Origin of the sequence: Streptosporangium pseudovulgare (genome assembly GCF_014648055.1) — a bacterium.
GTDB lineage: Bacteria > Actinomycetota > Actinomycetes > Streptosporangiales > Streptosporangiaceae > Streptosporangium > Streptosporangium pseudovulgare.
Genome location: NZ_BMQJ01000009.1, coordinates 124,342 through 138,291, shown reverse-complemented (window position 1 = coordinate 138,291; position 13,950 = coordinate 124,342). Strand labels below are relative to the sequence as shown.

Below are 13,950 nucleotides of genomic sequence, written 5' to 3'. Positions count from 1 at the left end.
GGTCACGGTTCCTTCCGGTCCGATCGGGCGGCGGGGGTGGGGACCCAGGCGCGCTTGAAGGTGGTGAGCTGGAGGGTGACGTCGGCGGCCCGCAGGCCGGGCAGCGATCCGACGTCGTCGGTCATGTAGCGGAACAGGTCGCCGTAGTGGCGCAGCGCCACCTGGGCGGCGAGGTTGAAGCGTCCCGTGGTGGCCGACAGGTAACGGGTCAGGGGGTGCGCGGCGAGCTGCTGGCCCGTGGTCTCCAGCCGGCCGGGCTCGACCTCCAGCCACAGCATGAACTCCACGGCGTAGCCGAGCACCTCGGGTTCGGCGAGTGTGCGGAACCGCAGGCAGCCCCGCCGGACGAGCGACTCGACCCGCCGCTTCGCCGTCGACTCGCTGCTGCCGACGGCCGCGGCGAGGGCCTTGTACGGCATCCGCCCGTCCTGGCCCAGGACCTGGACGATGGCCTGCTCCAGCTCGTCGAGCCGCTCCGGGGAGCCGTCCCGGAACCGGTCCTCGAAGGGGAGCTCGGCCGCGTCCCGCAGCTCGGCGGCGGCCTCCGGGTCGAGGACGCCGGGGTTCCAGTCGTGGTTGGAGACGAAGGTACGGATGACCGCGTGCGTCTCGCTCTCGATGACCCGGTCGCCGCCGGGCATGTCGGCGATCATCACCCGGCCGAGCGCGGCGTGGTTGGGCACGACGAACTCGGCGACGCAGTCGGCGGCGCCGGACACCACCGCCACGAACCGCGCCTCGGGCCGGGCCGCGATCGCGCCGGCGACGTCGTAGGTGGTGCCGGGCCGGCAGCGGAACCGGGTGAGGACCGGCACGCCGAGGCCGCACCGCAGCACGTCCACCACGCCGATGACGCGGAGCATGCCGCTCTCGCCGAGTACGGCGGCGCGGCGGACCACGGTGGACTCGCTCGCGCCGACGAGGCGGGCGACGAGACTCCAGGGGGCCCGCCCGTTCAGCTGGAGGGCCGCGACGATCGCGCGGTCCAGCTCGTCGACAGGGACGCCAGGTTGCATGCGACCCAGAATTGCTGACGGAATCCCCCAGATGCAAGCCTAAACTGACGTAATCTGCGATTCGCAGGTAAAATCTGATGAGTCGGACATGGGGGACAGGGAGTATGTCCGCGGACAGGCCGTCCGGGGCCGCCGCCGGGCGGGCTGTCGGCCGGGCCGTTGGGCGGGCAGCCGGAAGTCACCGGCGGGCGGACCTCCGGGTCCGCCGGCGGGGCTTTCCCGGATCTCCGGTCAGACGTCCAGGACCAGGGTGATGGGTCCGTCGTTGACCAGGGCGACCTTCATGTCGGCGCCGAAAACCCCGGTCTCCACCCGGGCGCCCAGCGCGCGCAGCTCGGCGCAGACCGCCTCCACCAGCGGCTCGGCCACCGGGCCGGGCGCGGCGGCCTGCCACGTGGGGCGGCGGCCCTTGCGGGCGTCGCCGTACAGGGTGAACTGGCTGACCACGAGCAGCGGCGCGCCCACGTCGGAGCAGGACTTCTCGCCGGACAGGATCCGCAGGCCCCAGAGCTTGGCGGCGAGCCTCGCGGCCTCGGTCGGGGTGTCGGTGTGCGTCACCCCCACCAGCACCAGCAGGCCGGGCTCGTCGATCGCCCCGGCCGTCACGCCGTCCACAGTCACCGAAGCGGAACTCACCCGCTGCACCACCGCACGCATGCCCCCCATCATCTCGCGCGCCCGGCGACCCTAGAATCCACGCGAAAGGAGACAAAGGTGTCTGCTGAGTCGTTGGTTGTCGAGGTTGTCCGCTCGGGGTTCGTGGAGTCCACCCACCGGGCGCGAATGCTGGCCGTCGAGGCCGGCGGGTCCCCGGTGAGGGTGCACGGCGCGGTCGACGCCCTGGTCTCACCGCGCTCGTCGATGAAACCGCTCCAGGCCCTGGCCATGGTGCGCCACGGCCTGGCCCTGGAGGGCGAGCTGCTCGCGCTGGCGTGCGCCAGCCACTCCGGGGAGCCGTTCCACGTGGAAGGGGCCAGGAAGATCCTGTCCGGGGCCGGGCTGGACGAGAGCGCGCTGCGCTGCCCGGAGGACCTGCCCGGGGACGACGCCGCCCGCGACGAGGTGCTGCGGTCGGGCGGCGGACCGGCCCGCGTCCACATGAACTGCTCCGGCAAGCACTCCGCGATGCTCGCCACCTGCGTCGCCAACGGCTGGCCCGTGGAGACCTACCTCGACCCGGCCCACCCGTTGCAGCGGGCCATCCGCGAGGTGGTCGAGGAGCTGACCGGCGAGCGCGTCGCCGCCACCGGCGTGGACGGCTGCGGCGCCCCGCTGTTCTTCGTCTCGATGGTGGGCGTGACCCGGGCGTTCCGCGCGTTCGTGCTGGCCGAGCCCGGCACCCCCGAGCGGCGCATCGCCGACGCCTTCCGCGCCCACCCCGAGTGGACGTCCGGCACCCGGCGGGCCGAGGCCCGGCTGATGCGCGCCGTTCCCGGCCTGATGCTCAAGGCCGGTGCCGAGGCGTTCGACGCGTTCGCCTTCAGCGACGGACGCGCCGGAACCGTCAAGATCGAGGACGGCGGCCAGCGGGCGCGCACCCCCGTCACGGTCGAGGCGCTGCGCGCGCTGGGCTTCTCCGGCGCCGGCCTCGACGAGCTGGCGGCCGGGGTGCTGTACGGCGGCGGCCGGCCGGTCGGCGAGGTCCGCCTGCGCCGCTCCTGACCGCCCGCGGTCGCGCCGCCCTCGGCGGTCACACGCCGCTGAGGGCGGCCCGGACCTGCGCGGTGGTCAGCTCCCGCGGAGCTCCTCGGCCACCAGCCCCGCCCCGATGCCCAGCAGCCAGACGTCCTTGACGATGCCGATCCCCTCGGGGGTGGGGCGCAGGCTGCCCTGCCGCCGCAGGCCCGGGGTCCGCAGGTACAGGCCCATCAGCCCGCCGGCGAAGGCCGCGAGGGCGGCGCCGGCCAGCGCCGACGGCACCACCGGGAGCAGGAGCGCCGCGCCGAGGGCGATCTCCGACTTGGCGAGCCAGCGGGTGAACTCCTCCGGGTCCAGGTCCTTGAGGAACGGGTAGGTCCCGGCGGCCATGCCGTGGGTCTGCCGGGCGCGCTCGCCGTTCGCGGCGGCCATGGACAGCCCGGACTCCAGGATGACGAGCCCCGCGGCGACGCGGGCCGGAAGCTGGTGCGGTCGGGCGGTGATCCTCATGGCGGCTCCTCCCAGTCGTCGGTGAGACGGGCGGGGGACCGTGGTCCTTCCCCCGCCCGCGAGGCGCACGCCCGATTTGATCCTTTCTTGGCGAGGAACCGCCCCGGACAGCCCGCGGTGCTCCTGGCGTGGTGCCGCTCCGGACCCGCCGCGGCTCCCGGTGAGGCGCCCCCCCGGAACCGCCTACAGGGAGCGGAGCTGCCGGGTCGCGGAGATCGCGCCCGACGTCGTCGTGGTGAACGTCCGCATCGAGTCGGCGAACTTCGACAGGTCCCACTCGGCGGGGCCGTGGTACCAGTACAGGTTGTCGGCCTGCTGCCCGTTGCCGGTGACCGAGGAGACCACGCGGGCCCAGCGGTCCACGCTGTCGAAGATCACCGCGTACGGCAGGTAGCGGGAGAACAGCTCCACCCGCTGGGCCTGGGGCACGTCGGCGCCGATCTCGCCCCGGGCGAGATACTCCCGGAAGCCGAGGGTGTGGGCCAGCGCCGCGGACCCCCTGGCGGTCTTGGCCGGCATGTACTGCCCGCCCACGGCCAGCGCGGCGCCCGCGATGATCAGGGCCAGGCCGAGCACGCCGTACGTGGTGAACCAGGCGAGCGCGACGGTGGCGAGCACCCCGGCGAAGGTGAGCACCACGCCGACGGTCGTCCAGCGGGTGCGGACGGTGTCGGGGCGGCGGGCGAACCAGCCCTGGGTGACCACGTCCCGGTAGAGCGCGTCGCGCACCTTGCCGAGGTTCGCCGCGAACGTGCCCGTGAGCTGGGAGAGCGGCACCGCGTCGCGGCCGTCGAAGATCGCGTCGTAGAGCGCCCGCTCGTACGGCATGAGCGCGCCGACCTGGGCGCCCGGCAGCCGCACGAGCGTCCAGTCGGGGGCGTCGTAGGTCTGGCGCGGCTGCTCGTCGATGCGGAGGTAGCCGCGGACGGCCAGGTCCACGATGGTGGCGGTCACGTCGACCACGTCGGCCTGCTCGTCCACGAGCGTGCCGATCTGGCCGGGGCGCACGCCGTCCGGCGGGGCGAAGTGGCCGTTCTGCACCGCGTCGAGCGCGCCCGACTCGTGGCCGACCACGCGGGCGTCGCGGCCCCGCGTCCAGTAGAGGAGGCCGACGCCGCCGAGCAGCAGGACCAGCAGGCCGGCCAGCGCGCCGCCGGTGACGGTGTTCAGCGTGAAGGCGTTGGACAGCTCGAAGCGGCGCTGCAGGATCGGCGCGCCCTTGGTGGCGCCCGCCGGGTAGCCGACGACGACGGTCAGCACCTCGTTCGCCCCGAGCTCCTGCTGCTCGAAGTCCGCGGTGGTCCCGGTGTGGTCGGGGGAGGCGGCGGTGCAGCCGATCGCGGAGGACAGCACGCCCGCGAAGCAGGACAGGCTCTGCAACTGGGCGGGCCCGGTCACCTTCACCGTGGACAGTTCCACCGGGACCGGCCAGCCGCCCACGGCGTACCAGCGCAGCTCCTGGGCGTCGCCCAGCGGGGTCACCGCGCCCTTGACGTCGTACTCCAGCGTGGCGGGGCTCCGGCCGGTGACGGTGAGCGAGTCTCCCCGCAGGGTGCCGCCCCGCAGGTTGGTGACCTGGTAGACCCGGTCGTGGCCGTCGTCGTAGCGCGTCCGGGTGACGAGTTTGCGGGTCGGCCCGGTCCCCGTGAACTCCAGGGTCTCCTTGACGTGCAGGACGCCGTCCGGCCGTAGCTGGAGCTCGACGGCGTCCTTCGTCACCCTCCCGTCCGCCGCGGCGTTCCGGGCCCCCGCGGCGCGTCCGGGCCCGGTGATCGGCGCGGTCACCGCGGCCCGCCCGGCCTGCGCGGCCTGCGCGGCGTCCGTGGTCCGTCCCGCCGGTACGGTGGCCGCGCCCGCCGCGAGGGCCGGGGACGCGCCCAGGGTGAGCGCGAGGGCGGCGGCCACGGCCAGGCCCCTCGCCGCTCGATGCATCAAAGATCCCGCCATGGCTCGGGAGCCTATCGAGAACCGCCCATCCGTGGCGGCCGGGCGGTAACCAATTTTTCAGTCCTTAAACCTCCATATGTGTATATCCGCTAGATTGCCGGGCGGAGATCATTCTTCGGGAAGGCGGTCACATGCGGTCGCGCGGGTCGAGCCCCCTGGTCTTCGGCGTTCTCGGACTCCTCGCCACGGCCTTCACCGCGGTCGTGGTCGTCGCCGGCCTGGCCGGTGGGGACGACGTCGAGGCCCCGGCCACCCCCGGGTCGGGTCCCGTGGCCACCGAGAGTCCCGCACCCGAGCCGATCGAGGGCGCCGAGGTCGCCCCGCCCAGCTTCCGGCCCCCGCAGCGGCTGAACCTCGGCTCGGCCCCCGGCTCCCGCGTCGCGCTGGCCGCCGCCCGCCGCCAGGTCGTCGACCTGCGCACCATGCGGCGGGCCGACACCGCCGCCCGTCTCAAGCGCAACCCCCTGTACGGCACCGGCGTGATGCTTCCCACGACCTGCCGCGCCCCGCGCCCCTCGACCCGGTCGCAGGACATGCTCGCCTACCTCAACGCCGTCTCCTCCTGTCTGGACCGGGCCTGGGCGGGCAAGTTCTCGCAGGCCGGGGCGGTGTTCCAGGCGCCGCGCCGGGTCTACTGGTCCCGTCCGGGCCGCGGCCCCTGCGGCACCTACCCCGCCCAGAACGCCGCCGCCTACTACTGCCCCGCCAACCGGGGGATGTACATCGGCCTGGACCATGTGATCGAGCAGACCGGCGGGCGGAACCCGGCCGGGAACCACGTGCCCTACCTGACGGTCCTCGCCCACGAGTACGGCCACCACGTGCAGTCCATGGCGGGCATCGGCGGCGCCTGGTGGTGGGAGGTCTCCGACCGGTCCAAGGCCGCCCAGAACGCCTACAGCCGCCGGTCGGAGCTCCAGGCGCAGTGCCTGGCCGGGGTCTTCGCCCGCAGCGTCCGCACCCCGCTCGCCATCACCGGCTCGCGCTGGCAGGAGGTGCTGGAGTCGGAGTACGGCCGCGGCGACGACCAGAACGGCGCGGGCCTGCGCGACCACGGCAGCGGCGAGCACTTCGCCGCCTGGATCCACCAGGGCTGGCGGTACGCCAAGGTCGGCTACTGCAACACCTGGGTCGTCCCCTCCTCCCAGGTCAGCTGACCTCCGCGGGGGTTTCCTCGTCCCGCGCGCCGCCCTTGTGAGCCGCCGCCCCGGATGGCCGTTCCGGGACAGGAGAATCCCGGCGGGTGTGGACGAACGGCGCCGTGGGCATGCCGCCGGAGGACGAGTACGGAGATCGTCGAATGCGAGGGACGGCATGCTGAAGGTGATCGGCGCGGGGTTCCCGCGCACCGGGACCAGTTCGACCAAGGCCGCGCTGGAGCGGCTGGGGTTCGGCCCCTGCTACCACATGTTCGAGATCCTTTCCAATCCGGACCACGTCGAACGGTGGCTGCCCGCCGCCTCCGGCGAGCCGCTGGACTGGGAGCGGGTGCTCGAGGGCTACCGGTCCACCCAGGACTGGCCGGCCAGCTTCTTCTGGCGCGAGCAGGCGGAGGCGTATCCGGACGCCAAGGTCGTCCTGACCGTGCGCGACCCCCACCGCTGGTACGACAGCATGGGGATGCTGCTCGCCAACGGGCCCGGCCGGGAGCTGCCGCCGGGCATGCCGGAGGGGGCGATCGCCGTGTTCCAGGCGATGGCCGGGCTCCGTCCGGTCCTGGACATGATCGGGCGGAGCGTCTTCGGCGAGACCTGGAACTTCGGGGAGAGGCTGCCGAGCGAGAAGGTCGCCGTGGAGGCGTTCCACCGCCACGTGGACGCGGTCCAGAAGAGCCTGCCCGCCGACCGGCTGCTGATCTTCGACGTCCGGGAGGGCTGGGAGCCGCTGTGCGACTTCCTGGGGGTCGACGTTCCCGAGGGTGAGCCGTTCCCGCACCTGAACGACTCCGACACCATGCGGCGGATGATGGAGCGGCTGGTGACCGAGGGCAGCGTCGAGAGTCCCTTCGGGGGCGGCCGGCGCGGCTGAGCCGGCCTCCGGCGCGGGGCCGTACGGTGGGCCGGGGCTCGGGAGCGGACACGGCCGGGCGGGATTCCGCCGGTGGTTCCGGACGGGTGGTTCCGGCCTGCCGGATCCGGGCCGCGTTGGACGGGCCCCCCTACCGGTACTACGGGGTGGCGGTGACCACGACACGAGGCTGGGGTAGGGGGCCCGTAATGCCAGATACTGCCTATTTGTGATGCTTTGGGCAAGGCCCAACCTGCAATATTTCAAAAACCTACCCCTGACGGCAGACCGGATGAGGCGGGAGTGAACAGAAGGGATCGAAGGGGCGGCTGGGAGCCCGCCGTCCCGGTGGTCCCGCCGCCGGATCCGTGCCGGGGGAATTCCACGATCCGCGGACCGGCGCTCCCGGCCCGGGCTAGGATGCCGGTCTGCTCATGACGGTCCCGCCGGGCGGCGGCGCCGGAGTCCTCGCCCGGTCGGCGCGGTGCTCCGGACGGCGAGCGCGAGCCGCCGCGCCCGCGGGATCGGCCCCGTCGGCGCCTTTGCCGGCACCCCTGTCGGCAGCCCAGAGATCCCCGAGGTGGCATGCGCGGGCCCGTGCCTGGACGACCCCGAGCATGGACACTCGCCTTACTTGTCGGGATTTACTGCCTTATTTCGGGATGCGCGGCCGGGGGGACCCGGACGGCCGGACCGGGGGCGGGGACGCCCGGCGACCACCTCGGGTCCGGCCGGGCGGCGGCCCCGCTGGTCATGGTCATCGGCGACAGCTTCACCGCCGGCTCCGGTCCGGTCGAGCCGTGGGAGACCTACGCCGCCGAGACGGCCCGCGAGCTGGGCTGGCAGCTCGTCACCGCCGGGGCGCCCGGGACGGGCTACGTCAACCCCGGCAGGGTGGGGCGCACGTTCCTCGGCTCCTTCGCCCTGGAACTCTCCTGGCGGCCGGCCCCCGACCTGCTGATCGTCTCCGGCGGGCACAACGACCGCGGTGTCTCCCCCGGCCGGGTCGGACAGGCGGCCGGGGTCCTGCTGGAGGCGGTCCGGGCCCGCTGGCCGGACACCAGGATCGCCGTGGTCGGCCCCATCTGGATGACCCCGGCGCCCCCGTGGGCCCACGAGGTGCGGAACGCCGTCGCGGCCGTCGCAGCCGGGGAGCGGGCGCCCTTCCTGGACCCGATCGACCGGCGCTGGGGCGGTGACGCGCTGCTGCCCGACGGGGTCCATCCCACCCGCGAGGGCCACGTCCGCCTCGCCCGCTGGCTCGTCGCCGCGCTCCGCGAGCACGGGATCGGCCGGGACGTCCGCTGACATCCCGTTGACACCCCGCGGCCGGCCCGCCGCACCGCTCGGGAGCGGCCGGGCCCTCCGGACCCGCGGGTCCGGCGGGACGGCCGGTCCGCCGGCCCGGGACTCAAGCCGTATGCAAACCGCTCCCAGCTCTTCCGCAAGTCGCCTCCGTGACGATGGCGACGCGAAGGAAGAGGAGAGATCATGACATTCGGGGACGACCTGCGGCGCACGGTCAGAGGACGGGTACTGGCCGCCGGGGACGAGGGGTTCGAACAGGCCAGGAAGGCGTGGAACCTCTCGGTGGACCAGCGGGTCAGGGCCGTGGTGGAGGCCGAGGACGCCGACGACGTGGCCGCGCTGGCCGCCCACGCCCACCGGGCGGGGCTGTCGGTGGCCGCCCAGCCGAGCGGCCACGGCGCGTCCGGCGACACGGACGGGGTGATCCTGCTGCGGACCCGGCGGCTCGGCGGCGTGGAGGTGCGGCCGGAGCGGCGCACGGCCCGGGTCGGGGCGGGCGTCGCGTGGGGCGAGGTGCTGTCGGCGACGAGCCCGTACGGTCTGACCGGGCTGGCGGGCAGCTCGCCCGCGCCCAACGTGGTGGGCTACACCCTCGGCGGCGGCCTGAGCTGGTTCGGCCGCCGGTACGGCTTCGCCGCCGACAGCGTCCGCGCCTTCGAGGTCGTCGACGCCGACGGCCGCCGGGGCACGGTGACCGCCGACTCCGACGCCGAGCTGTTCTGGGCGCTGCGCGGCGGCGGCGGGGACTTCGCGCTGGTCACCGCCATCGAGTTCGATCTGCACCCGGCGCCCGCCCTGTACGGCGGGCGCGTCATGTGGCCGGCCGAGCGGGCCCCGGAGGTGCTGGCCGCCTTCCGGGAGATCACCGAGGACGCCCCCGAGGAACTGACCGTGTGGTTCCAGCTGCTGAACCTGCCGCCGCTCCCGGAGCTCCCGGAGTTCCTGCGGGGCCGGTCCGTGGTGACCGTGGACACCACGTTCCTGGGCGAGGCGGGTGAGGCCCGGGCGCTGCTGCGCCGCCTCGACGAGCTCGACGGGTCGATCATGGACAGCCGGGGGATGCTCCCGGTGGCCGAGCTGGGCGGCGTCTGCGCCGAGCCCACCGCCCCGTCGCACAGCCTCACCCGGGGGGAGCTGCTGACCGCCCTGGACGACACGGTGGCCGGGGCGCTGCTGGCCGAGCCCACCGCCCCGCTGGCCGTCGTGCAGCTCCGCCACCTGGGCGGGGTGCTGGCCCGCCCGGCCGAGGGCGGCGGCGCCTGCGGCCACCTCGCCGAGCCGTACATCCTCGGTCTGATCGGTGTCGTGCCGGCCCCCGGGCTGGTGCCCGCGGTGGCGGACCGGCAGGAGGCCATCGTGGCCCGTCTCGGGCGGTACGTCAGCGGGCGCAAGCCGTTCACCTATCTCGGGAAGGGGGAGCGGGCGGCGGCGGCCTTCCCGGACGACGCCCTGGCCCGGCTCCGCGACGTCAAGCGGGCCCGCGACCCGCGCGGGGTGTTCCGGAGCAACCACCCGGTCCTGGACTGAGGCCGGAGAGCGCCCGGCGCGGCCGGCTCCGCGGGGAGCGGTGGAGGCCACGCCGGGTCGCGGGGAGGCGTCAGGGGCTGCTCAGGGGTTCCTCGGGGAGCCTCAGGAGAGGGCGGGGGCGGGCGGGGTGCCGGTGCCGTTCCAGGAGCCGATGTAGCCGAAGGTGGTGGAGCCCCCGGCGGGGATCGTGCCGTTCCAGTCGGCGTTGGTGAAGGTGTAGGCGGGCCCGCTGCCGCTCATCCTGGAGCTCCACGCCTGGGTGACGCCGACCCCGGAGGGGTAGATCAGCGTGGTCTTCCAGGAGGTGACGGCGCTCGCGCACCTGAGGGTGATCTCGCCCTGGAAGCCGCCCGGCCAGGAGTTGACCAGCCTGTAGGAGGGCGTGCAGCCGGTGGACTGCCCGGCCAGGGTGGTGAAGTCCACCGTCCCGGAGGCCGGGGAGGTGTTCCCGGCGGCGTCGCGGGCGACGACGTGGACGGTGTAGGCGGTGTTCGGGGTGAGGCCGGTCAGGGTGAGGGAGGTGCCGGTGGCCGAGCCGAGTCTCGTGGTGCCGGAGTAGACGTCGTAGCCGGTGACGCCGACGTTGTCGGTCGCGGCGGTCCAGGTCAGCGTGGCCCCGGAGGAGGTGACGGCCGACACGGACGGCCTGCCCGGCGCGGTCGGCGGCGTGGTGTCGGAGGGGTCGGGGCCGCCGGCGGCCAGCGCGTCGTGGATCGCGGTGTAGGCGGGCTTCCTGCCGTAGTTCTCGTCGTACGGCAGGGCCGCCCCCTCACCCGGGAAGGTGTCGGGCACCCAGGAGTACTTGTCGGTGAAGCCCCAGATCGTGACGCCCACGCACCGGCTCACCGCGAGGCAGGCGTCCATGACGTTGCGGTAGTAGGTGGCCTGCTGGGCGTCCTTGGCCGAGTCGCGGGGGGTCTTCATCCGGATGTCGATCTCGGTGAACCGGACGTCCACCCCGAGGTCGGCGAAGCGCTGGACGTTCTCCCTGACCTGGCCGGGGAAGCCGTACTGCAGGGAGAGGTGGCCCTGGAAGCCGACGCAGTCGATCGGCACGCCCTGCCCGCGCAGCGTCTTGACCAGGTTGTACATGGCGGTGCTCTTGGAGTTGACGCCTTCGACGTTGTAGTCGTTGATGCAGAGCTTGGCGTCGGGGTCGGCGGCGCGGGCCGCGCGGAAGGCGTCGGCGATGTAGCCGCCGCCCAGCTTCCGGTACCAGAACGAGTCGCGCATCGTCCCGTCCTCGTTGAACGCCTCGTTCACGACGTCCCAGGACCTGACGACGGGGTTGTCGGCGTAGCGTCCGACGACCTTGGCGATGTGGCTGTTCATCGCCGAGCGCATGCCGGCGGCGTCGAGGTTCTCCACCCAGTTCGGCGTCTGGCTGTGCCAGACCAGGGTGTGCCCGTGCACCTGCTGGCCGTTCTGCTCGGCGAAGGCGACGACGGCGTCCGCGCCGGAGAAGGTGAACTGGTTCGGGCTCGGCTCGGTGGACTCCCACTTCATGGCGTTCTCGGCCGTGATCTGGTCGAACTCGGTGGCCGCGATGGTCCGGTAGGACGACTCGTTCGCCAGCTGGGTGGTGGCCACCGCCGTGCCGATGAACTTGCCACGGGCCTCGGCGTGCGCGCGCAGCGGCTGTGAGGCGTGGGCGGGGGACGCCGCCACGACCGCCGTGACGACGGCCGGGGCGATCGGCAGGAGGGCGAGCGCTCCGACCGCGATCGCCCTGCGGGTTCGTGACATGGGTGTTCCTTCCTGGGGGGGAGACGGGCCCGGCGGGACCGGGACCCGGGGGCTGGAAACCTTGCGGAACTTGATCGAAACTTTCAGTTCCGGTGTGAGGGGAGGGGGTACGGCCCGGCCGGGCCGTACCCCCTCATGGACGGGTCGTCAGGGGCCGTCAGGGAAAGGTGGGCGCGGGCGGGGTGCCGGTGCCGTTCCAGGAGCCGATGTAGCCGAAGGTGACCGATCCTCCGGCCGGGACGCCGCCGTTGTAGCCGACGTTGGCGAAGGTGTAGGTGGGTCCGTTGCCGGTCATCGTGGCGTTCCAGACCTGGGTGACGCCGACCCCGGAGGGGTAGGTCAGGCTGGTCTTCCAGGAGGTGACCGCGCCGGCGCACCTGAGGGTGATCTCGCCCTGGAAGCCGCCCTGCCAGGAGTTGACCAGCTTGTAGGACGGCGTGCAGCCGCTCGCCTGCCCGGCCAGGGTGGTGAAGGAGGCGGTGTCGGAGGCGTCGGAGACGTTCCCGGCGGCGTCGCGGGCGACGACGTGGACGGTGTAGGCGGTGCTCGGGGTGAGGCCGGTCAGGGTGAGGGAGGCGGTGGTGGCCGAGCCGAGCCTCGTGGTGCCGGAGTAGACGTCGTAGCCGGTGACGCCGACGTTGTCGGTCGCGGCGGCCCAGGTCAGCTTGGCGCCGGTGGAGGTGACCTCGGAGACCGCGGGCCTGCCGGGCCTGCCGGGCTTCTGGGTGTCGGGGGTGCCGGGGTTGCCGTAGACCGTGGCCTCGCGGGAGGTCTGCGCGATGCCGTTGGCCCCGTTGAAGAGGCGCCGGCCCCAGCTCGTCAGGCCGGCGGTGTTGAAGTCGGTCACCTGGTCGAGATACTCGACGCCGCCGCCGTTGCCGCTCCAGGACCAGCCGAGGTAGCCGATGCCCCGGGACTGCGCCTGGGCCATGATCGTGTCCTCGTCGGGGTCGCCGTCGGAGTGGTTGAACCCGAACTCGCCGACCACCAGCGGCAGGTTCGCCGTCTGGAAGCGCTGCATGTAGTCGGTGACCTCGGCGGCGGTGTCGAACACGCCGTACATGTGGATGGAGAAGACGGTGTTGCGCTGCGGGTCGGCGGCGAACACCGTCGCCGCGTTGTCGCGCATGGTGAAGCTCCAGTCCTGGCCCCAGTTGGGCGCGTCGACCATGAGCAGGTGCTGGAACCCGGCGTCCCGCATCCGCTTGATCGCGGCGGAGGTCGCCTGGGTCCAGCCGGGGGTGGTGGCGTTGTTGCCGAACGGCTCGTTGCCGATGTTGATGACGACGTGGTCCTCCTGGCCGGCGACCGCGCTCTTCACGCTGATCCAGTAGTCGACGGCCTGGTCGAGGGTGTAGGCGCCGCTCTGCTCGCCGTACCCGGTGGTGTCGTGGTTCTCCAGCACGCAGATCAGCTTGTTCTGCGTGCACAGCGAGACGACGTTCGCCACGTCGGAGGCGGTGTTGGGGGTCCAGCGCCCGCCGCTCAGCACCACGCGGACCGTGTTGGCGCCGAGGGACTTGATGCCGGCGAAGGAGGCGGTCTGGGACGGGTACCAGGTGTGCGCGTGGCTGGTGCCGCGCATGACGAACGGGGTGCCGTTCCCCTCAAGGATCTTGGTGCCGCTCACGTGGAGTCCGGTGGCGGCGTGGGCGGGGGGCGCCCAGACGAAGAACGACGCCAGGAGCGCGACGAGGAATGCGAGTCGTGTTCTCATGCCTGCCTCTTCCGGGAGTGACCCGGAGGTCGTACGAGGGCGGGGGGGTGTCGTGGGGGCTGGGGGAGAGGGGCCCGGCCGGACGGAGGGGTCCGTCACGTCCGGCCGGGGGTGTGGGGCCGCGCCCGCGGCGGGGGAACCGGGGCGCGGCGTTCCGGGACCGGCCCGCCGCGGCCTGTGGCCCCGGCGTACGGGGTCAGTTCGCGGCGCAGGTCACCGCGGGGACGGCGTTGGTGCCGTTCTGGGTTCCGGTGAACCCGAAGGCGGCCGTGGCGCCGGGCGCCAGGTTGCCGTTCCAGGAGATGTTCCTGACGGTCACGTCCGCCCCGCTCTGGGTGTGGGAGCCGTTCCAGAGCTGGGTGACGGTCTGGCCGTTTGCGAACTTCCAGCTCACGGTCCAGCCGCTGACGGCCGAGGCGCCCTCGTTCCTGACCGTCACGTCCGCCTGGAAGCCGCCGCCCCAGGAGCCGGTGACCTTGTAGGCGGCGGTGCAGCCGCCGGCCGGGGGCGCCGTCGTGGTGAACGACGTGCTCG

Annotated in this window: 12 protein-coding genes; 5 read left to right on the top strand and 7 right to left on the bottom strand. The window is 73.4% G+C overall.

The genetic code is table 11. The annotated features are described in order from the left end of the window. Positions 1 to 2: 2 nt before the first annotated feature. Positions 3 to 1,016: an Lrp/AsnC family transcriptional regulator gene (locus tag IEZ10_RS19040; RefSeq protein ID WP_189247856.1), complete on the bottom strand. Its 1,014-nt coding sequence runs from the start codon at positions 1,014 to 1,016 to the stop codon at positions 3 to 5. Between the two features lie 231 nt (positions 1,017 to 1,247). After that, a complete protein-coding gene (gene dtd / locus IEZ10_RS19035; protein WP_189247855.1) occupies positions 1,248 to 1,673 on the bottom strand; it encodes a D-aminoacyl-tRNA deacylase in 426 nt (141 codons plus the stop codon). 57 nt (positions 1,674 to 1,730) lie between these two features. Here dtd and IEZ10_RS19030 point away from each other — a divergent pair, with 57 nt between their 5' ends. Then, positions 1,731 to 2,678, top strand: a complete 948-nt coding sequence (locus IEZ10_RS19030) for an asparaginase (RefSeq protein WP_189247854.1) — start codon at positions 1,731 to 1,733, stop codon at positions 2,676 to 2,678. 66 nt (positions 2,679 to 2,744) lie between these two features. Here IEZ10_RS19030 and IEZ10_RS19025 read toward each other — a convergent pair whose 3' ends face one another. After that, positions 2,745 to 3,164, bottom strand: coding sequence for a hypothetical protein (locus IEZ10_RS19025; RefSeq protein ID WP_189247853.1), 420 nt, complete (start codon positions 3,162 to 3,164; stop codon positions 2,745 to 2,747). Positions 3,165 to 3,347: 183 nt separating this feature from the next. Further along, positions 3,348 to 5,096: a DUF2207 domain-containing protein gene (locus tag IEZ10_RS19020; RefSeq protein ID WP_189247852.1), complete on the bottom strand. Its 1,749-nt coding sequence runs from the start codon at positions 5,094 to 5,096 to the stop codon at positions 3,348 to 3,350. A 146-nt stretch (positions 5,097 to 5,242) separates the two neighbouring features. On the opposite strand from IEZ10_RS19020, the gene IEZ10_RS19015 reads away from it, so the two are divergent. The 4 genes from IEZ10_RS19015 to IEZ10_RS19000 all read left to right on the top strand — a co-directional run bounded on the left by IEZ10_RS19015 (position 5,243) and on the right by IEZ10_RS19000 (position 9,953). Next, a complete protein-coding gene (locus IEZ10_RS19015; RefSeq protein WP_189247851.1) occupies positions 5,243 to 6,268 on the top strand; it encodes a neutral zinc metallopeptidase in 1,026 nt (341 codons plus the stop codon). A gap of 157 nt (positions 6,269 to 6,425) precedes the next feature. After that, a complete protein-coding gene (locus IEZ10_RS19010) occupies positions 6,426 to 7,139 on the top strand; it encodes a sulfotransferase family protein (RefSeq protein WP_189247850.1) in 714 nt (237 codons plus the stop codon). A 732-nt stretch (positions 7,140 to 7,871) separates the two neighbouring features. Beyond that, the gene (locus tag IEZ10_RS19005; RefSeq protein WP_189247849.1) at positions 7,872 to 8,426 is read left to right on the top strand and encodes an SGNH/GDSL hydrolase family protein; all 555 of its coding nucleotides are present in this window, start codon (positions 7,872 to 7,874) and stop codon (positions 8,424 to 8,426) included. Positions 8,427 to 8,609: 183 nt separating this feature from the next. Next, positions 8,610 to 9,953 carry an FAD-binding oxidoreductase gene (locus IEZ10_RS19000; protein ID WP_189247848.1) on the top strand — a complete coding sequence of 448 codons (1,344 nt, stop codon included), beginning with the start codon at positions 8,610 to 8,612 and terminating at the stop codon, positions 9,951 to 9,953. Between the two features lie 102 nt (positions 9,954 to 10,055). Here the strand turns inward: IEZ10_RS19000 and IEZ10_RS18995 are convergent, their stop codons facing one another. The 3 genes from IEZ10_RS18995 to IEZ10_RS39035 all read right to left on the bottom strand — a co-directional run. Continuing rightward, complete coding sequence (locus IEZ10_RS18995; RefSeq protein ID WP_189247847.1) at positions 10,056 to 11,699, bottom strand: endo-1,4-beta-xylanase; 1,644 nt, start codon at positions 11,697 to 11,699, stop codon at positions 10,056 to 10,058. A 157-nt stretch (positions 11,700 to 11,856) separates the two neighbouring features. Then, positions 11,857 to 13,416: a cellulase family glycosylhydrolase gene (locus IEZ10_RS18990; RefSeq protein WP_189247846.1), complete on the bottom strand. Its 1,560-nt coding sequence runs from the start codon at positions 13,414 to 13,416 to the stop codon at positions 11,857 to 11,859. A 196-nt stretch (positions 13,417 to 13,612) separates the two neighbouring features. Continuing rightward, positions 13,613 to 13,950: cellulose binding domain-containing protein (locus IEZ10_RS39035; RefSeq protein WP_229811411.1), on the bottom strand; the 338-nt coding region annotated here is incomplete at its 5' end.